General features: G+C 66.7%; 15 protein-coding genes. 10 read left to right on the plus strand and 5 right to left on the minus strand.

All coding sequences use genetic code 11. The features are described 5' to 3' along the window. The first annotated feature begins 18 nt into the window (after positions 1–18). Positions 19–3,291, plus strand: coding sequence for an acetyl-CoA carboxylase family protein (locus AC07R1_RS04900; RefSeq protein ID WP_011061317.1), 3,273 nt, complete (start codon positions 19–21; stop codon positions 3,289–3,291). A gap of 33 nt (positions 3,292–3,324) precedes the next feature. Here AC07R1_RS04900 and AC07R1_RS04905 read toward each other — a convergent pair whose 3' ends face one another. Both AC07R1_RS04905 and AC07R1_RS04910 read right to left on the minus strand, forming a co-directional pair. After that, entirely contained in the window at positions 3,325–4,641 is a 1,317-nt protein-coding gene (locus tag AC07R1_RS04905) for a DUF6687 family protein (protein WP_011061318.1), read from the minus strand. 48 nt (positions 4,642–4,689) lie between these two features. Next, entirely contained in the window at positions 4,690–6,105 is a 1,416-nt protein-coding gene (locus AC07R1_RS04910) for an MFS transporter (RefSeq protein WP_011061319.1), read from the minus strand. Positions 6,106–6,213: 108 nt separating this feature from the next. On the opposite strand from AC07R1_RS04910, the gene AC07R1_RS04915 reads away from it, so the two are divergent. The 4 genes from AC07R1_RS04915 to AC07R1_RS04930 all read left to right on the plus strand — a co-directional run bounded on the left by AC07R1_RS04915 (position 6,214) and on the right by AC07R1_RS04930 (position 10,702). Continuing rightward, positions 6,214–6,990 carry a helix-turn-helix transcriptional regulator gene (locus AC07R1_RS04915; protein ID WP_041118219.1) on the plus strand — a complete coding sequence of 259 codons (777 nt, stop codon included), beginning with the start codon at positions 6,214–6,216 and terminating at the stop codon, positions 6,988–6,990. After that, a complete protein-coding gene (locus tag AC07R1_RS04920; RefSeq protein WP_228102344.1) occupies positions 6,990–8,462 on the plus strand; it encodes an alpha/beta hydrolase in 1,473 nt (490 codons plus the stop codon). Before AC07R1_RS04915 ends, AC07R1_RS04920 begins: the two co-directional genes overlap by 1 nt. Positions 8,463–8,564: 102 nt before the next feature. Further along, a complete protein-coding gene (locus AC07R1_RS04925; RefSeq protein ID WP_495110284.1) occupies positions 8,565–9,074 on the plus strand; it encodes a sn-glycerol-3-phosphate transporter in 510 nt (169 codons plus the stop codon). A gap of 137 nt (positions 9,075–9,211) precedes the next feature. Further along, a complete protein-coding gene (locus AC07R1_RS04930) occupies positions 9,212–10,702 on the plus strand; it encodes an aldehyde dehydrogenase family protein (protein WP_495110214.1) in 1,491 nt (496 codons plus the stop codon). Between the two features lie 44 nt (positions 10,703–10,746). Here the strand turns inward: AC07R1_RS04930 and AC07R1_RS04935 are convergent, their stop codons facing one another. Then, positions 10,747–11,217 carry a hypothetical protein gene (locus AC07R1_RS04935; RefSeq protein ID WP_011061324.1) on the minus strand — a complete coding sequence of 157 codons (471 nt, stop codon included), beginning with the start codon at positions 11,215–11,217 and terminating at the stop codon, positions 10,747–10,749. Next, a complete protein-coding gene (locus AC07R1_RS04940) occupies positions 11,211–11,666 on the minus strand; it encodes a glucosaminidase domain-containing protein (protein ID WP_015635634.1) in 456 nt (151 codons plus the stop codon). Before AC07R1_RS04940 ends, AC07R1_RS04935 begins: the two co-directional genes overlap by 7 nt. 301 nt (positions 11,667–11,967) lie before the next feature. Here AC07R1_RS04940 and AC07R1_RS04945 point away from each other — a divergent pair, with 301 nt between their 5' ends. The 4 genes from AC07R1_RS04945 (at position 11,968) to AC07R1_RS04960 (ending at position 15,979) form a co-directional block, all read left to right on the plus strand. Then, complete coding sequence (locus AC07R1_RS04945; RefSeq protein WP_495110215.1) at positions 11,968–12,981, plus strand: iron ABC transporter substrate-binding protein; 1,014 nt, start codon at positions 11,968–11,970, stop codon at positions 12,979–12,981. A 4-nt stretch (positions 12,982–12,985) separates the two neighbouring features. Beyond that, a complete protein-coding gene (locus tag AC07R1_RS04950; RefSeq protein ID WP_065364075.1) occupies positions 12,986–14,596 on the plus strand; it encodes an ABC transporter permease in 1,611 nt (536 codons plus the stop codon). Further along, on the plus strand, positions 14,593–15,657 hold the full coding sequence (locus AC07R1_RS04955; protein ID WP_495110216.1) for an ABC transporter ATP-binding protein: 1,065 nt from the start codon (positions 14,593–14,595) through the stop codon (positions 15,655–15,657). The genes AC07R1_RS04950 and AC07R1_RS04955 overlap by 4 nt, the downstream gene beginning before the upstream one ends. A 109-nt stretch (positions 15,658–15,766) precedes the next feature. Next, complete coding sequence (locus AC07R1_RS04960) at positions 15,767–15,979, plus strand: FecR/PupR family sigma factor regulator (RefSeq protein ID WP_065364077.1); 213 nt, start codon at positions 15,767–15,769, stop codon at positions 15,977–15,979. A gap of 12 nt (positions 15,980–15,991) precedes the next feature. Here the strand turns inward: AC07R1_RS04960 and AC07R1_RS04965 are convergent, their stop codons facing one another. Further along, positions 15,992–16,933 carry a site-specific integrase gene (locus AC07R1_RS04965; RefSeq protein ID WP_495110217.1) on the minus strand — a complete coding sequence of 314 codons (942 nt, stop codon included), beginning with the start codon at positions 16,931–16,933 and terminating at the stop codon, positions 15,992–15,994. 462 nt (positions 16,934–17,395) lie between these two features. On the opposite strand from AC07R1_RS04965, the gene arnB reads away from it, so the two are divergent. After that, positions 17,396–18,535 (plus strand): UDP-4-amino-4-deoxy-L-arabinose aminotransferase, encoded by a 1,140-nt coding sequence (gene arnB / locus AC07R1_RS04970; protein WP_011061331.1) that lies wholly within the window; start codon positions 17,396–17,398, stop codon positions 18,533–18,535. The last annotated feature ends 1 nt before the right edge of the window (position 18,536 follow it).

The following is an 18,536-nucleotide window of genomic DNA, read 5'->3' on the forward strand; positions in this document are numbered from 1 at the left end:
AGCATTGCGAGAATTGCCATGTTCCAGAGTCTGTTGATCGCCAATCGCGGCGAGATCGCCATCCGTATTGCCCGGGCCTGCGCCGACCTGGGCGTTCGCAGCGTCGCGGTATTCGCCGAGGACGACGCCGCCAGCCTGCACACGCGCAAGGCCGATCTGGCCCTGCCCCTCAAGGGCCGCGGGGTGGCGGCCTACCTCGACCGCCAGCAACTGATCGCCCTGGCCCTGCAACAGGGCTGCCAGGCGATTCACCCGGGCTACGGCTTTCTCGCGGAAAACCCCGACTTTGCCCGGGGCTGCCTGGAAGCCGGGCTGACCCTGATCGGCCCCGGCCCCGAGGTGCTGCAACTGTTTGGCGACAAGGCCGCGGCCCGTGCCCTGGCCGAAGATTGTGGGGTGCCCTTGCTGGAGGGCATCAACCGAGCAGTCAGCCTGGAACAGGCCGCAGCCTTTCTCGAACGCCATGGCGCGGTGATGCTCAAGGCCCTGGCCGGTGGCGGTGGCCGGGGCATGCGCGCGGTCACCGAGGCCGGGCAACTGCAGCAGGCATTCATCCGTTGCCAGTCCGAAGCCCAGGCGGCCTTCGGCAATGGCGCGCTGTATGTCGAACAACTGCTGCAGCGGGCGCGGCACATCGAGATCCAGGTGCTGGGAGACGGCAGCGGCGCGGTCAGCCACTTGTGGGAGCGCGATTGCAGCCTGCAGCGCCGACACCAGAAGCTGGTGGAAATCGCCCCCAGCCCGGACCTTGCCCCGCAGTTGCGCCAGCAGTTGATCGACGCCGCCCTGGCCCTGGCCGCGCGAGTGCGTTACCAGGGCATTGGTACCTTCGAATTCCTTCTCGACCAGGAACACCCGGGGCGCTTCTATTTCATGGAGGCCAACCCAAGGATCCAGGTGGAGCACACGGTGACCGAGGCCATCACCGGCGTCGACCTGCTGCACACCCAACTGCGCCTTGGCGCGGGCGCCTCCCTGGCCAGCCTGGGCCTGAGCCGGCCACCAGAGCCCCAAGGCTTTGCCGTGCAGGCGCGGATCAACCTGGAACAGCCCCTGGCCGATGGCGGCATGGGGCCGGTGGCCGGCACCCTCAGTGCCTATGAAGCCCCCAGCGGGCCCGGGCTGCGGGTTGACGGCTACGGCTATGCCGGTTACCCGGTGAACCCCGGCTATGACTCGCTGCTGGCCAAGCTGATCGCCCAGGGTACGGATTTTCCCGCGGCCCTGGGCCGGGCCTATCGTGGGCTTTGCGAGTTTCGCCTGGAGGGCGTGCCGAGCAACCTGGGGCTGTTGTTGAACCTGTTGCGCCAGCCGGCGGTGCTGGACTATCAGGTGGACACCAGGTTCGTCGAAGCCCATTGGGCCCAGTTGCTGCAAGATTGCGCCGGGCAACACCGGCCGATGTTCTTTGCCCGGCAGGCCGCCACTGCGCAGAGCACTCGCAGCGATGTCCAGGCGCCCCCGGGCACGGCGGCGCTGAACGCCCCGAGCACCGGGGTGCTGGTGAGCCTGGAAGTGGCCGTGGGTGATGAGTTGCGGATTGGCCAGCGGGTTGCGGTGCTGGAAGCGATGAAGATGGAGTTCGAGGTCAAGGCGCAGAGCAGCGGTATCGTCCGGGCCTTGGCCGTCCAGGTTGGCGAGGCACTGGGCGAAGGCCAGCCCCTGCTGTTTCTGGAGCCGGCGGAGTTTGCCGACCAGGGCCAGCGCAGCGAAGAGCAACTGGACCTGGCACTGATTCGCGCCGACCTGGCCGAAGTCCGCGAACGCCATGCCTTGCTGGAGGATGCCCAGCGTCCGGAGGCGGTGGCCAAGCGTCGCCGCAACGGCCAGCGCACCGCCCGGGAGAACCTCGAGCACCTGCTGGACCCGGGCAGTTTCATGGAGTACGGCGCCATGGCCCTGGCCGCCCAAAGGCGTCGGCGCAGCGTCGAGGAGTTGCAGGCCCTGAGCCCGGCGGATGGGCTGGTGGGAGGCATAGGTACGGTGAATGCCGGGCTGTTCGACGGCCAGGACGCCCGTTGCCTGGCCCTGGCCTACGACTACACGGTGTTCGCCGGCACCCAGGGGGTGATGAACCACAAGAAGACCGACCGCCTGCTGAGCCTGGCCCAGGAATGGCGGCTGCCGGTGGTGCTGTTTGCCGAAGGCGGCGGTGGCCGGCCCGGCGACAGCGACTTTGTCGGGGTCGCCGGCCTGGATTGCCATACCTTCGCCGCCATGGCCCGGCTGTCCGGCTGGGTGCCCACGGTGGGCATCGCCTCGGGGCGCTGCTTCGCCGGCAATGCCGCCCTGCTCGGCTGCTGCAACCTGATCATCGCCACCCGGAACGCCAGCATCGGCATGGCCGGCCCGGCGATGATCGAAGGCGGCGGCCTGGGCAGCTTCACCCCGGAACAGGTGGGCCCGGTGTCGGTACAAGGCCCCAACGGAGTGATCGACGTGCTGGTGGCCGACGAAGCCGAGGCCGTGCAGGTGGCCAAGCAGTACCTGAGCTATTTCCAGGGGCCGCTCAAGGACTGGCACTGCGCCGACCAGCGTGAGCTGCGGCATTTGATTCCGGAAAACCGCCTGCGGGTCTACGACATCCGCCGGGTCATCGAGACCCTGGCCGACCGCGACAGCGTGCTGGAGTTGCGCCGGCAATTCGCCCCGGGGCTGATTACCGCGCTGATCCGCGTCGAAGGCCGGGCCTTTGGCCTGCTGGCCAACAATCCGGCGGTGCTGGGCGGCGCCATCGACGCCGCGGCCGGGGACAAGGCCGCACGTTTCATGCGCCTGTGCGAAGCCTTCGGCCTGCCGCTGGTGTCCCTGTGCGACACCCCGGGGTTCATGGTAGGGCCGGAATCGGAGCAGCAGGCCACGGTGCGCCATGTGTCACGGATGTTTGTCAGTGCCGCCAGCCTCACGGTGCCGTTCTTCACCCTGGTGCTGCGCAAGGGCTATGGCCTGGGCGCGCAGGCCATGGCGGCGGGCAGTTTTCACAGCCCGTTGTTCACCGTCGCCTGGCCCAGCGCCGAGTTCGGCGCCATGGGCCTGGAAGGTGCGGTGCGCCTGGGCTTCTCCAAGGAACTGGCGGCCCAGCCCGACCCGCAGTCGCAACAGGCGCTGTTCGACAAACTGGTGGCCAAGGCCTACGCCCGGGGCAAGGCGCTGAACATGGCCAGCTACCTGGAGATCGACGCGGTGATCGACCCCCTGGAAAGCCGAGCGTGGCTGCTGCGTGGCCTGCAGGCCGCACCGCGCCCGGTGCCCTGGGCCGAGCGCGCCCAGGGTTTTGTCGATACCTGGTAGCCCTGCCCCTCCATCGTAGGAGCGGGCCGCAGCTCAGGCGTTGGCATCCCAGGCGACAGGGGCTTGTTCGAGGAACTGGCGCAGTTCGGCCAGCAGGGTGCTGCTGGCGTGGCTGCTGGGCCGGCTGGCGACAAACCTCAGGGCCGGCATGATTTCCTGCACGCCGTCGTAGTGCCATTGCCCCGGGGTGCGTTCGGCTTCCTGCAGGGCCCGGGCGAAGATCGCCAGGTCGCGCCGGGGCCGGGCAATGCCGCTGATGCGCTCGACCCAGCTCTCGTAGCGCTGGCGAATCTCCACCCGCCCCTGACGGACCATGGCCAGCACCCCGCAACGGCTGCGGTTGTGCACCGCCACCGGCGACAGGCCGCAATACTCGCCCAAACCGTCCCAGCCCTGCTCGGGCAGGACAAACACCGCTAGATCAATGGCCGGGTACTCCTCGATCACCGTGCCCGGATCGGCCAGCAGCGCCTCGCTGCGTTGCAGCGCGAGCATGGCCGGAGCATACAGGGGCGCATAGCGCCGGGTGTTGTCGAGTACATCGGCCATCTGCGGCAGCAGCGCGGCGAAGCGTGTCAGCAATTGCCGGTCGTTGCTGGCCTGTGGGTCGACGCGCACCCGGGCCGCCAGGGCATGCAGGGCAAAGGCGCAGTGCAGGGCCTGGGCCGAAGTGCCCCGGGAGAAATCACCGAGGCGGGCAATATCGATCAGCAACTGGCGGTGCCCCAGGGCATGCTCCGGCGCCAGGAAGGCATACACCGAGGCCAGCCCGTCGAGATCGAAATGATCGCTGGTGATCACCTGCGCCCGGTCCACCGTCAACCCTTGCTGGAGAAAGCCCAGGGCACTGGTGGTGGAGAGATTGGCCTTGTGCTCGACAGGCGTCTTGTTCGCCGGCCAATGGGACAGGGTCAGCAGGGTCGCCGGGGTATCGATGGAATCCAGGGAAATGTTCTCGCGGTGTGTGCTCTGGCCCAGGGGCAGGAAGCCATAGCGGCTTTGCCGGCCCAGGCGCAGGGCTGGCAAATCCAGCTCCAGGGGCGGGGCCGGCGTTGCCACCGGCCCTGGGGGCGCCGCCGGCGCAGACGCGGTTGCACGGGTCAATTCGCCCTGCCCGCCCAGGCGATAGCCGAGCTGGCAGATATTCTCCCGGCGCAGGTCCCAGGGGTTGCCGTTGCGCACCGCGCAGCCGGGCCCGCCGACAACGCTGAGCAAGTCAGTGAAGCGGTTGTCGGCAATGCCGATCACCCTTCCCCCCAGCTGCCTGAGCTGCAGGTGGTGCAAGTGCGGGGCCAGCCCCGGATCGAGGATCAAGGCCGGTTGCGGCGCATCAGTGGCAAGGCTGTTCATCGTGGTTTCCTTACAGGTCAATGACGCCAGGCGCACGCCCGACAGGGTTCAGGCTTGGGCCAGGTGCGGTGAACCGTTGCGCCGTACCTGGCGCACCGAGACAAACAGCAGCGCCGACAGCCCGGCGTACAGGCCGAACAGCCAGGCCGCAGCCTGGGCCGCGCCAGCAGTCCCGCCCGTGGAGGTCAGGCCTGCCAGGTTGACGATCATTCCCGCCAGCGCCGCCCCCAGGGCAGTGGCCACCAGTTGCACCGTGGTAATCGAGGCGCCGGCCAGTTCCTTCTGATCCTGCGGGGCCTGTTCCAGAACCCGGGACAGCAGGTGCGGCCAGGCCAGGCCGATACCGACGCCCACCAGCAGCATGGCCAGGCACACCGCCCCCAGGCTCAGGGCCGGGGTGGCGGTGGCAGGCATGAACAGGCAGGCCAGGAGCAGCCCGGCCACCACCAGGAACGGTCCGATGGCAATCGCCCGGGCCGCGCCCCGCGGGCCAAGGCCTGAGCTGAAGATCGCCCCCAGGGTCCAGCCGGCGGCCATCAGTGCGGCGATATAACCTGCCAGCAACGGCGTCTGCTGATGCAGCACCTGCAGAAACAACGGTACGAAGACCTCGCTGGTCATGCCCACCACCAGCAGGGCCATGGAAATGTACAGCGCCAGCAAGGCACTCCCGGCCTTCAGGCTATTGCGCGGCAACAAGCGCGCGCCGTCGCGGTTCTCCAGAGCGAATACCGGCACCAGCAGAACCAGCCCGGCTCCCAGCCCCAGGGCGTTGTACAGCGGCGATGGGGTGATGCTGCCGATGGAAATGGCCAGTACCACGGCGGTCAGCAACAGCAGTTGCAGGGCGGGAATCGGGCTACGGGGCGCGCTTTCCCGACTCTTGCCCGGCAACAGTGCAACGGCCAGCAGCATGAACAGCAAGGTGCAGGGCAGCAGCACCCAGAACGCCGCGCGCCAGGCCCCATGTTCGGCGAAAATTCCGCCGACCGCCGGGCCGATCAGGGTCGCTGCGCCCCACATGGCGGAAATCAACGCCATCGCCCGGGGCCACAGCGGCTCGTCGAACACCAGGCGGATCATGGCGTAGGGCAAGGCGAACAGCAGGCCGCCCCCCAGCCCCTGGACGCTGCGCCCGAGGATCAGCCCGCCCATGTCCGCCGCCAGGGCGCACAGGCTGCAACCGAGCATGAACACCAGGCCCGCCAGGCCGTACGCGGCTTTGGGCCCCAGGAGCGCCAGGGCCCGGGTGGAGAGCACCGAGCCGATGATCGAGGCCACCACGAACAAGGTGGTGTTCCAGGCGTAGTAGTCCAGGCCGCCAATGTCCTTGACCACCGAGGGCAACAGGGTGGTTACCAGGTAGACGTTGATTGCATGCAGGGCCACGCCACCAGCCAGGGCCGCAGAACGCAGCCCGTTCTTGCCCAGTAACAGTGCCGACCATCCGCTTGTCGATGCCATGCCGTTCTCCATGTGTGTTGTTCGCTGTTGGGCGAATGTAATACACAAGCAAATACTTTGATAATTGTTTTTTCCAGCCGTTCCGGCAATTCCCCCCAGCAGCAGGCAATGGATCGACAAGCTGCGAGCCCCTGCGCCCGAGCCTGTTATGCTTGCGTGGTTGCCGGCGTCATGGACGCTCCTGATACCCCACCTGTGCATTGGTTAATGGCCCAGATGTCTTTGATTTCCCCCTCCACCGAGAAGAAAAGCCCCGGGGCTACCGCCGAGCGGATCCTGTTTCTGCTGAAAACCCGCGGCCCGTTGAAAACCGCCGATCTGGCGCCGCTGCTCAAGGTGTCCCAGGAAGCCGCGCGCCAGCAATTGCAGAAGCTGGTGGACAGCGAACTGATCGTCGGCCAACTGATGCCGGCCCAGGGCGCCGGGCGGCCCTCACAGAAATGGGTGCTCACCGAGCTGGCCCAGGCGCGCTTTCCCGACACCCACGCCAACCTGACCCTGCAGTTGATCGATTCGATCCGCGCGGTGTATGGCGCCGACGGCGTGGAGCGCATCGTCAGCGATATGGAGCGGGCCAACAGCGCCGAGTACCTCAGCGTCTGCGCGCCGTTGCCGACCCTGGAGCAGCGGGTCCGGGCCCTGGCGCAGATCCGTGAAGTGGCCGGCTACATGGCCAGTGTCGAAGCCGACGGCGATGCCTGGCTGCTGATCGAGAGCCATTGCCCGATCTGCGTCGCGGCCCAGCAGTGCCAGGGCTTCTGCCGTTCCGAGTTGCAAGTGTTCCAGGCCGCCATCGGCGAGTTGGGCCAGGTACAGCGCGTGGAACACCTGATTACCGGCGATCGACGCTGCGTCTATCGCATCCGTGCCACCCCAGTGAGTTGATGCCCGTGCCCCTGCCAGTCCTGTCCCGCCTGCTCAAACAGGGCGCGCTGATCCTCGGCGTCGCCACCCTGACCCTGCTGGCCTGGCGGGCTTACGACAGCGAGCGCGGCCCGGCGCTGCAGCCCTGGCACCTGAAGGTGCCCCATGAACTGAGCGTGGAGCAGTTGGACCACGCCGACTGGGGCGCCTGGCTGCAGGCCGAGGACCGGGTATTCACCGAGGTCCGGCAGCAGGTCAGCGAGCGCCTGGACCCCGGGCAGGTACCGCCCTTCAACCGCTACCGCCAGGACAGCCGGGCCTACCCGCCACGCTTTGCCACGAACTGGAACCGTTCCTACCTGTTGCGCCCGGCGGGTACGCCCCGGGGCGTGGTGGTGCTGCTGCACGGCCTGACCGATTCGCCCTACAGCCTGCGGCATGTCGCCCAGCGCTACGTCGAGCACGGTTACCTGGCCATCGGCTTGCGCCTGCCCGGCCATGGCACGGTGCCGGCGGGGCTGACCGATGCCCAGTGGCAGGACTGGCTGGCCGCCACCCGCCTGGCCCTGCGTACCGCCCGGGCCGAAGTGCCGGCGCCGGCTCCGCTGCACCTGGTGGGCTACTCCAACGGCGCCGCACTGGCGGTCAAGTACACCCTGGATGCCTTGAGCGACCCGCAGTTGCCCCAGGCCCAGCGCCTGGTACTGATTTCCCCGATGATCGGCGTCGCCTCGTCCGCCCGTTTTGCCGGGCTGGCCGCCTTGCCTGCGGTGTTCCCGGCCTTCAGCAAGGCGGCGTGGCTCAACCTGCGGCCCGAATACAACCCGTTCAAGTACAACTCGTTTCCAGCCAATGCCGCGCGCCAGTCCTGGCTGCTGACCGACACCCTGCAAAAGCAGCTGCTGGCTCTGGTGGGCGATCCACGGCTGGCCCGGTTGCCACCTATCCTCAGCTTCCAGTCGTTGACCGACGCCACCGTCAGCACCCCGGCCCTGGTCAGTGGGCTGTACCGGCAACTGCCGGCCAACGGCAGTGAACTGGTGATCTTCGACCTCAACCGCGAGCGCGATTTCGAAGGGCTGCTGGACCCGGCCAGCGTCACCTCCCTGGCCAGCCTGCTACCGCCCGCGCCACGCAACTACACCACCCGCATCCTCAGCAACGAAGGCACGGGCAGCGCGACACTGGAAGAAGTGAGCACCCCCGCCCTGAGCCCGGACAGCAGCCGGCGGCCCCTTGGCCTGGCCTACCCGCCGGGGGTGTTTTCCCTGTCCCATGTGGCATTGCCCTTCCCCGTCGATGACGGCCTGTACGGCACCCAGCCCAGCCCCGATGAGGATTTTGGCGTGCACCTGGGCACCATTGCCGCCCGTGGCGAACGGGGTGTGCTGGTGGTGCCCATGGATGAGCTGATGCGCCTGAGCGCGAACCCGTTCTACCCCTACCTGATCCAGCGCATCGAGGCTCAGATAGATAAAGCAACAGTTCATTGATTGATCCCGTGAATGCCCGAGTGGTAGTTTCGCCGCCCCCTACCCTCCTTGATTTCCGAGGGGGCGCAACTGCCGCCATGGCAGGGAAAGACCATGATCTCCATGCTTCAATCTCCGGCACTGCGCCTGCCAACGCCCAAGCACCGCACCCTGAAAGCCGCCGCTGCGGCCCTGCTGTTGCTGGGCGCGGCCGCCAGCGCCCAGGCCGACCAGCAACAGGACTTCTGGTACGTACAGACCAGCGTGTACACCAACCACTGGAGCAACGACCCCGACCACAACAACCACCAGGACCTGATCGGCGTGGAGCGCAACTACGCCGACGGTGAACTGTGGGGCGTGAGCACCTTTCGCAACTCCTTCTCCCAGCGTTCCTACTACGCCTATGTCGGCAAGGCCTGGGAAAATGCCGACTGGCCGGTTTATGCCAAGCTCAGTGGCGGCCTGATCCAGGGCTACAAGGGCGACTACAAGGACAAGATCCCGCTGAACCACTTTGGCGTGGCGCCGGTGCTGATCCCGGCCATCGGCACCCATTACGGCCCGGTGGGCGCAGAGCTGGTGGTGCTGGGGGCCGCGGCGGTGATGGTCAACGTCGGCTACCGCCTCTGAGCACCCGGCCCTCGCACAATCGTACAAGACGCCTCTGCACTCCCCTTCCTAGACTCCCCGCTGAATGACCACCGCGCCGCGGTGGCCCGGCGTTGCCATCGTTGCCAGTCCCGGCACACTTGGAAAGGGATCTTCCAATGCACGGTTTTCAACCCTGGAACCCGCAGTTCTATATCAACCCGCTGTACCTGCCGGCTTCCGGCGATGCCCCGCACCAGGTGTTCAACCCGGACACCCGCGAGCCCATCGGGCTCAACCCCAGCTGTACCAAGGACGATGTGCACACCGCGGTGGCGGCGGCCAACGTTGCCCACACCCTGTGGCGCCTGCTGGATACGGATCAGCGTCAGGCGCTGTTGCTGCAACTGGCGGACAGCATGGCCGCCGACAGCGAACTGAACCGGCAGATCATCCGGCAGATGACTCGGGAACTGGCGCTTTGCGTGGCCGAAGCCCGGGCCGAGCTGGATCACTGCGCAGCCGTGTTCCGCTATTACGGGGCACTGGCCGACGGCGATGTCCCGGCCCCGAGCCCGAGCGGTGCAGCGCAGTGCCGGCTACGGTACGAGCCCTACGGCGTCAGCGTGCATATCCTGCCGTTCGCCCTGGGCATTGCCCTGCTGGGGCGCACGTTGGCCGCAGCCCTGGCGGCCGGTAACAGTTGCCTGGTCAAGCCGGCGCAGAACGCCAGCCTGTCCACCCTGGCCTTCATGCAGCACTTCGCTGGCCTGCCGGCGGGGCTGGTCTCGTGCATTCCCGGGAACGCCGCCACCGCACAATGGCTGCTGCAGTCCAGCGGCACCCATGCCGTGGCCTTCACCGGCAGTGTCGGCGCTGCCAGCGCGGTGGCGGTGACCTGCGCCGAACTGCTCAAGCCCTGTGCGATCGAGAGCACCGGCCGCGGCGCGATGATCGTTGCCCAGGACGCCGACGTCGCGCTCGCCGCCGCCTACGGAGCTCGCGCCGCCTTCAGCCGCGGTGGCCAGAGTTGCCTGTCGATCCAGCATTTTTTCGTCGAGGCGCAGGTCCATGACCAGTTCGTCCGGCACTTCATCGAGCACACCCGCAACCCGGGCCACGACTCCAGCAGCGCGGTGCGGCCGCTGATCAGCCAGGCCGCACGGCACAAAGTCCGGCGGCTGGTGCGTGACGCCCTGGCCAAGGGCGCCGCACTGCTGGCCGGAGAACAGGCACTCGAAAACCCGCTGCCCGGCAGCCTGCAACCGCCGGTGATCCTCACCGAGATCGACGACGACATGGTCATCACCCAGGAAGAGTGCCTGGGCCCGGTGGCGGTCATCCGACAGGTGAGTGACCTTGGCGCAGCCGCGCAACTGGCCAACGATTGCCCGGCAAGCTTTGAGGTGACCCTATTCAGCAAAGATCCGGCGCACGCGGTGCAGTTGGCCCAACGCTTGCTGAGCGCCCGGGTGCGGATCAACCCGCCGCCCGTGCCGAACCACCCCGACAGCGAGCACCACTGGACCCTGTCGCAATTGGCCGGCGACCTGTCTCCCAGGGCCCTGGATGCTTTCCGGCGGCCCAAGCGCCTATTGCTCGGTGCTGCAGCGGCCCCGGCCACGCAGCAGGCGCCGGTGCAAGCCTTTGCCGCAGGGCTGCCCGAGTGATGAGCCAGAGGTTGGAAGAGCACGCGGCGACGGTGCTCCTAGGCTTATTGTTGGTCTTCGCAGCCCAGGCCCTCGCGCTGGCTTTTTTCATCCGCCAGGCTCTTGCCGGTGCGGGCCATCACCCGCCGCTGCAAGGCTCGCAGCTCGGCGCCATCAAGGCGCTTGCAGCTGTTGATTTCCCAGGTATCGCCCGTGTTCAGGCTGACCGAGAACAGGCCCCAGTACTCGGTGGCCCCGGCCTTGGGATCGTTGTAGCCGAGGCTGAAGTCGTAGTACCCGGGATGGGGCGGCTTGCCGTTTTCGTCCTGCAGGTCGCCGTCGATGAACACCCCGGGGCGCTGCAACTGATAGTCCTGGTGCTTGAGGGCCACCCGCAGGACCTGCTCCGCCTGTTCGCGGGTCAGGCCGCTGTCCTTGATCCGCGCCGGCTGCAGGCTATCGGTGGCGCAGGCCACCAGTGTGGTGCAGGCCAGGGACAGGCCAAGCACCCAGGAAGGACTCTTGAGTTTCAGCACGCCATGCGCCCTCTGACCGCGATGATGATGTCCGCCAGGTAGCGGGCGAAGCCATCCCGGCCGCCGGTCTTGGCGTTGCCGGTGTTGTAGCCGCTGCGTACCAGCGCCTGGGCGAATGCCATGGGGTCACGCTGGCCACGTACTGCCGTGCCAAAGCTCGAGGCAAAGGACTGGGCGGACTTCTGGAAGGAGTCGAACTTGGCCACCTTGATGCTGGCGTTGCCCAGGGGCGCCTCGGCGCCGATCTGCAGGGGGGCCGGTGCGTGCATGGAAAAGTAGTTGTTCAGTTCCCGGGCAATGCGCCCGGTGCCGTACTGGCTTTCCTGGGCGGCCAGGCCCAGCAGGTTTTCCACCGGCAGGTCCAGCTGGTCGGCAATCGGCTGGCACACCGCCTTGTACTTGCTGACAAAGGTCACGGCACTGATGTTGTTGCAGAGTCTGGCGCTCACGTTTGTTCCCTCGGTTGACCGGTCAATTCCATTTACTGCGGTTTTCGCCGCGTGATTATAAAGCAACCCGGGGCCCACGCTGTCGAGTGCGTCACAGCCTCAAGGCAGACGCGTGACCGGCTACCGCGAGAACCTCCGGGCATCACGGGAATTCACCATAAATTTGACGATTTTTTCTTGTTTGCCGCTCTACATTGCGCGCAGTTTTCATTTGCAAATGATTCCTATTGTTCGAGCTGCCCGACGGCTCGATTCTTCCGGCTTGATGCATCCAGAAACCACCGCAGGAGCTGCCTTCTCCATGACCCCACGTATCCCCTCACGCTTGAAAACCGGCCTGCTGGTCGGTGCCTTGCTGACTGCCGGCCATGCCTATGCGGCCGATGCCGACGGCTTGCTGGTGTACAACGCCCAGCACGAAGGCCTGACCAAGGCCTGGGTCGAAGGCTTCACCCGGGACACCGGGATCAAGGTCACCCTGCGTAACGGTGATGACAGCGAAATGGGCAACCAGCTGGTGCAGGAAGGCCGGGCTTCGCCGGCGGACGTGTTCCTCACCGAGAACTCACCGGCCATGGCCCTGGTGGACAACGCCGGGCTGTTCGCCAAAGTGGCTCCGACCACCCTGGAGCAAGTGGCCGCGGCCTATCGTCCAACCCATGGCAACTGGGTGGGCATCGCCGCGCGCTCCACGGTGTTCGTCTACAACCCGGCCAAGCTGCAGCAGGCCGACCTGCCCAAGTCCCTGCTCGACCTGGCGAACCCAGCCTGGAAAGGCCGCTGGGCCGCGTCCCCTGCCGGAGCCGACTTCCAGGCCATTGTCAGCGCGGTGCTGGAACTCAAGGGCGAAGCCGCCACCCTGGAATGGCTCAAGGGGATGAAGAGCAATGCCAGCCTCTACCGGGGCAACAGCGCGGTGCTCAAGGCGGTCAACGCCGGCCAGGTGGACAGTGGTGTGATCTATCACTACTACAGCTTCGTCGACCAGGCCAAGACGGGGGAAAACAGCAAGAACACCGCCCTGCACTACTTCAAGCACCAGGATCCTGGGGCGTTTGTCAGCCTTTCCGGCGGTGCGGTGCTGGCTTCCAGCAAGCACCAGGAGCAGGCCCAGGCTTTCCTCAAGTGGATCACCAGCGCCAAGGGCCAGGCAGTGCTCGGCAGCGGCAAGTCGTTCGAATACGCGGTGGGCCTGGGCGCGCAGTCCAATCCCAAGCTGGTGCCCCTGGCCGAGCTGGACGCGCCCAAGGTTGACGCCGCCAGGCTCAACAGCAAGAAAGCCGTGGACCTGATGACCCAGGCCGGCCTCCTGTAAACCCATGGCCGACGACCTCTCACGCTTGCCCGCCGGGGATACGACCCGGGTCGCTGCCGCGACCCACACTGGCTATCGCCGCCACGGGCCGGGACGGCGGGCCGCCCCCTGGCTGTTGGGCGCGGCGCTGCTGGTGTCGCTGGGGGCGCTGCTGCCCCTGGGATTTGTCGTCGGCATCTCGATCCAGACCGGTTGGGCGACCATCGCCGAGCTGGTGCTGCGCCCGCGAGTCGCGCAGTTGCTGGGCAATACCCTGTTGCTGCTGGTGCTGACCCTGCCGCTGTGCGTGCTGCTGGGGATTGCGCTGGCCTGGCTGACCGAACGCAGCGACCTGCCCGGGCGGCGCATCTGGTCGCTGCTGGCCGTGGCGCCCCTGGCCGTGCCGGCGTTCGTCCACAGCTATGCCTGGGTCAGCCTGGCGCCCGCGCTGCACGGCTTGCCAGCGGCGGTGCTGGTGTCGGTGATTGCTTACTTCCCCTTTGTCTACCTGCCGGCGGCGGCCACCCTGCGCCGGCTGGATCCGGCCCTGGAAGACGTGGCCGAGGCCCTTGGGCTCGAACCCTGGGCCCTGTTCCTGCGGGTGGTACTGCCACAGTTGCGCCTGGCCGTGGGCGGCGGTGCCTTGCTGGTGGGCCTGCATTTGCTGGCCGAGTACGGCCTGTATGCAATGATCCGCTTCGACACCTTCACCACCGCCATCTACGACCAGTTCCAATCCACCTACAACGGCCCGGCGGCGAACATGCTGGCGGGCATCCTGGTGCTGTGCTGCCTGGTGCTGCTGGGGGTGGAGTCCGCCAGCCGTGGCCAGGCGCGCTATGCCCGGGTCGGCTCGGGCAGCCCGCGGCCCCAGCGCATCCAGGCCTTGCGCGGCGTGGCCCGGGCCGCCGGGCTGTTGCTGGCGGCGCTGACCAGTGCTCTGGCCCTGGGCGTGCCCCTGCTGACCCTGGGCAACTGGCTGCTGGCCGGCGGCCTTGAGGTCTGGCAGGTGCCGGAGCTGCTGCCCAGCCTGCGCCAGACCCTGATGCTGGCCAGCCTGGGGGCGCTGTTGACCACCTGTGCGGCGATCCCCGTGGCCTGGCTGTCGATCCGTGCCCCGGGGCGCCTGCTGCGGCTACTGGAAAGCTGCAACTACCTCACCAGTTCCCTGCCCGGCATCGTGGTGGCCCTGGCCCTGGTGACGGTCACGGTGAAATTCGCCAGGCCGATCTACCAGACCAGCTTCACCGTGCTCCTGGCCTACCTGCTGATGTTCCTGCCCCGGGCCCTGGTCAGCCTGCGGGCGGGTATCGCCCAGGCACCGGTGGAGCTGGAAAACATCGCCCGCAGCCTGGGCCGCTCGCCGCTCCAGGCGCTGTGGCGGGTCACCCTGCGCCTGGCGGCACCGGGAGCGGCAGCCGGCGCGGCGCTGGTATTCCTGGCCATCAGCAATGAACTGACCGCGACCCTGCTGCTGGCGCCCAACGGCACCCGCACCCTGGCCACCGGCTTCTGGGCCAGGACCAGCGAGATCGACTACGCCGCCGCGGCACCCTATGCCCTGATCATGATCCTGCTGTCCCTGCCGTTGACCGGCCTCCTCTACCATCAATCCAGACGTACGGCGGGCCGATGAACGCTCTCGAACTCCACGCAGTGCACAAATCCTTCGGCGGCGTGCCGGCGGTGCAGGACATCAGCCTCAGCATGCCCGCCGGCAGCCGCACGGCTATCGTCGGCCCTTCGGGCTCGGGCAAGACCACCTTGCTGCGAATGATCGCCGGCTTCGAGTTTCCCGATCGCGGGCGCATCAGCCTCAATGGCCAGGTGCTGGCGGACGCTCAGGGCGCGGTGCCGGCCCATCAGCGCCTGATCGGCTATGTACCCCAGGATGGCGCGCTGTTTCCGCACCTCAACGTGGCGGCCAATATCGGCTTCGGCCTGACGGGCAAGAACCCGCACAGGCAGCAGCGCATTGCCGAGCTGCTGGACATGGTGGCTCTGGATAGCAGCCTGGCCGCCCGTTGGCCCCACGAGCTTTCCGGCGGCCAGCAGCAGCGGGTTGCCCTGGCCCGGGCCCTGGCGCAGCGCCCGCGGCTGATGCTCCTGGACGAGCCCTTTTCCGCCCTCGATACCGGCCTGCGGGCCTCGATGCGCAAGGCCGTGGCACGGCTCCTGGCTGAGGCCGGGGTGACCACCATTCTGGTCACCCATGACCAGGCCGAGGCCTTGTCCTTTGCCGACCAGTTGGCGGTGATGCGCCAGGGCTGGCTGGTGCAGGCCGGTGCGCCGCTGGAGCTGTACCAGCACCCGCGGGATGCCCAGACTGCGCTGTTTCTCGGCGAGGCGGTGCTGCTGCCGGCGCAGCTGGACCAGGGGCTGGCCCAATGTGACCTGGGGCAGGTGCCGATCCGCGAGCGCTCGCTCAAGGGCCCGGCGCGGATCATGCTGCGCCCCGAGCAACTGCTGGTGCTGGCGGACGACGGCGATGGCGCCGGCAGTTGCCCGGGAGTGGTCAGGGACTGCGACTTTGCCGGCAACACCTGCACCCTGAGCATCGGCGTGGCCGGTGCCGGGGGCCATGAACAACTGGTGCCGGTCCGCAGTTCCGGCCTGCATGCGCTACCGGTCGGCAGCCGGGTGCGCATCCGCACCCTGGGGCATGCCCATGTGCTGGGGGCGGCCCCCGGTGCTTGAGTGAAGGATGCTGCCCTTGATCATGGTCACGCGCGGCAATCGCTCCGATACTTCAGCCATGCCGCTGTACAGCGTGGCTACCGGCTCCACCTTGAACAAGGAATGAACCATGACTGATTCTGCCAGCCAAGCAGAGGAATACCTGATGATGCAGGCCGCGCACTGGTGCATACGCCTGCGCGAGGCCGATTGCAGCCTGGCCGAGCGCCGGGCATTCGAGGACTGGCTGCAGAGCGACCCGAGCCATGCCTTCGAGTACGCGAAGATGCTGGAAGCCTGGGACCTCACCGGGCAGTTGTCGCCCACCCTGCCCTCGCTCTGACCCTGCCACGGCCTACAGATCGAAGCGGTCGATGGCCCGGCGCCGCTCGTTGTCATCGCGCAGGTCATAGCTGGCGGTGGTCTGGATGTTGCTGTGGTGAGCCAGTTTCTGCGCCAGCGACAGGTCGTGTTCCTCGATCACCCGGGTGATGAACGAGCGCCGGAAATCATGGGGCATGATCCGCACGCCCACCTGGGCCCCGCGTTGCCGGGCAATGTAGTAGATGGCGTGCTTGGTGATGCGCTCGCGAGTGATGTGCCCGCCCCGGCGGATGCGGTTGAACAGGAACGGGTCGTCTACCAGGCCCGCGGGCAGATGCCGGCGGCGCAGCTCCAGCCAGGCCTGCAGCTTGTCGAAAGCCCAGGTGGGTGCGTACTTGATCAACTGACGATTGCCCTTGGCCAGCACCTGCAGGCTGCGCTCGCTGAAATCCACCTGGGCCAGGTCCAGGTTGACCGACTCGGACTTGCGCATGCCCGAGCCATAGAGCAGCGCAATCAGCGCTGCATCGCGCACGCCCTGGGGGCGCGGGTCGGAAGCGCACACGGCCATCAGTTCATGGATCAGGCCGCGCTTGAGGTTGCGCCCGCGGGCCAGGCGCGTGCCGCTGATGGCCTTGACCGAACGCATCTTCAGCAGGTGGTCCTGGCTGATCAGGCTGGCCCGCCACGCCTCGTTCATCACCCCGCGCAGGGCGTTGACGTACAGCGATGAGGTATTGGGCGCATAGCCGTCTTCGCGCAAGGTGGCCACCAGGGCCGTGACATGCTCGGGTTGCAGCAGGTGCCAGGGGATTTCTTCCAGGTTCTGTTCGGCGTAGCCCAGCCGGTCGGCGGCGTCCTGCAGCACATAACGCAGGGTCGACTGGCTGGAGGGGGCCAGGCGCCTCAGGTACAGGTTCAAGGGGTTGGGCGCGTCAAGGCCGGCGGCGCGGTCATGGCCCGGCAGGTTCATGGATGCTCCGCTGGGCAAGGTTGTACCGGGTAGCACCTTGGCGAGGTGAAAAAAATACTCCCGGTGGCCCCTTCAATACCCATTGAAAACTGGTTACAAAAGCCGCCAGGCCTGCGCACTTCGATAACTTTGGAAACAAACTGAACACTAGCTGTCTGGCTCGCAGAAAAACGGACTTTTACCTTATTTTTCATATTCGTTTCACAATTTTCGGCTTAATCTCAGCCCCCGACAGACAACCGTCCGAGTGCAGTTTGTTCTCAGGTTGTAAAGATAACACCTTGATCCACCTTTACTTTTCACAAACCTAGTCTTTACTGATTCGCTGCATGGAATGCCCTGTTGGCTCAATAACTGGATGCGCCTTGATGACTGCAAGACCTCCCCGCTTTCCATGAACTGTCCGTTCACCCGCAGCAACCCGTATTCCAGTAATTCGCATTGTGTAAACCCGAGGTAACCATGAACCAGGCTTTCCTTCCTTTCTCGCGCCCGAGTATTGGCGAAGAAGAGATTGCTGCAGTGGAGCAGGTTCTGCGCTCCGGCTGGATCACCACCGGCCCGAAAAACCAGGAACTGGAACAGCAGTTCGCCGAACGCGTCGGCGCCCGCCACGCCGTGGCACTGTCCTCCGCCACCGGCGCCATGCACATCACCCTGCTGGCCCTGGGCATCGGCCCCGGGGATGAAGTGATCACCCCGTCGCAGACCTGGGTCTCCACCGCCAACATGATCTGCCTGCTGGGCGCCACCCCGGTGTTCGTCGATGTCGACCCCGACACCCTGATGAGCGACGCCGCCACCATCGAAGCCGCCATCACCCCGCGGACCAAGGCGATCATCCCGGTGCACTACGCCGGCGCAGCCTTCGACCTCGACCCGCTCTATGCCCTGGCCGACAAGCACGGCATCGCGGTGATCGAAGACGCCGCCCACGCCGCCGGTACCACCTACCGCGGCCGCGCCATCGGCGCCCGGGGCACGGCGATCTTTTCCTTCCACGCGATCAAGAACATGACGTGCGCCGAAGGCGCGATGTTCGTCAGTGATGACGAAGCCCTGGCCAACCGCGTGCGCATGCTCAAGTTCCACGGCCTGGGAGTGGACGCCTACGACCGCCTGACCCATGGCCGCAAGCCACAGGCCCAGGTCATCGAGCCCGGCTTCAAGTACAACCTGGCGGACATGAACGCGGCCATTGCCCTGGTGCAACTGCAACGCCTGGACGAGATCAACGCCAAGCGTGAAGTGCTGGCCAAGGCCTACCTGCAGCGTCTGGAAGGCTTGCCGGTACAGCCCCTGCTCCTGCCCCAGTACCCGCAGCAGCATGCCTGGCACCTGTTCATCCTGCGCATCGACGCCGAACGCTGCGGCCTGGACCGCGAAGCCTTCATGAAAGGCCTGCAGGAACAGAACATCGGCACCGGTATCCACTTCATTGCGACGCACCTGCATACCTATTACCGACAGCGCTTCCCTGAAGTGCAGCTGCCCCATACCGAATGGAATTCGGCGCGGCTATGCTCGATTCCACTGTTTCCGGACATGACCCTCGACGATGTCGAGCGGGTGACCGGTGCCATTGCAAACCTTTTGGACTGAA

The sequence above is a fragment of the Pseudomonas sp. GW821-FHT07F01 genome (genome assembly GCF_059418825.1).

What these genes read in the sequence shown, in the direction of transcription:
- AC07R1_RS04900 (WP_011061317.1), top strand. Translation starts at nt 19, where the DNA reads ATGTTCCAGAGTCTGTTGATCGCCAATCGCGGCGAGATCGCCATCCGT.
- AC07R1_RS04905 (WP_011061318.1), bottom strand. Translation starts at nt 4,641, where the DNA reads ATGAACAGCCTTGCCACTGATGCGCCGCAACCGGCCTTGATCCTCGAT.
- AC07R1_RS04910 (WP_011061319.1), bottom strand. Translation starts at nt 6,105, where the DNA reads ATGGCATCGACAAGCGGATGGTCGGCACTGTTACTGGGCAAGAACGGG.
- AC07R1_RS04915 (WP_041118219.1), top strand. Translation starts at nt 6,214, where the DNA reads ATGGATCGACAAGCTGCGAGCCCCTGCGCCCGAGCCTGTTATGCTTGC.
- AC07R1_RS04920 (WP_228102344.1), top strand. Translation starts at nt 6,990, where the DNA reads ATGCCCGTGCCCCTGCCAGTCCTGTCCCGCCTGCTCAAACAGGGCGCG.
- AC07R1_RS04925 (WP_495110284.1), top strand. Translation starts at nt 8,565, where the DNA reads ATGCTTCAATCTCCGGCACTGCGCCTGCCAACGCCCAAGCACCGCACC.
- AC07R1_RS04930 (WP_495110214.1), top strand. Translation starts at nt 9,212, where the DNA reads ATGCACGGTTTTCAACCCTGGAACCCGCAGTTCTATATCAACCCGCTG.
- AC07R1_RS04945 (WP_495110215.1), top strand. Translation starts at nt 11,968, where the DNA reads ATGACCCCACGTATCCCCTCACGCTTGAAAACCGGCCTGCTGGTCGGT.
- AC07R1_RS04950 (WP_065364075.1), top strand. Translation starts at nt 12,986, where the DNA reads ATGGCCGACGACCTCTCACGCTTGCCCGCCGGGGATACGACCCGGGTC.
- AC07R1_RS04955 (WP_495110216.1), top strand. Translation starts at nt 14,593, where the DNA reads ATGAACGCTCTCGAACTCCACGCAGTGCACAAATCCTTCGGCGGCGTG.
- AC07R1_RS04960 (WP_065364077.1), top strand. Translation starts at nt 15,767, where the DNA reads ATGACTGATTCTGCCAGCCAAGCAGAGGAATACCTGATGATGCAGGCC.
- AC07R1_RS04965 (WP_495110217.1), bottom strand. Translation starts at nt 16,933, where the DNA reads ATGAACCTGCCGGGCCATGACCGCGCCGCCGGCCTTGACGCGCCCAAC.
- arnB (WP_011061331.1), top strand. Translation starts at nt 17,396, where the DNA reads ATGAACCAGGCTTTCCTTCCTTTCTCGCGCCCGAGTATTGGCGAAGAA.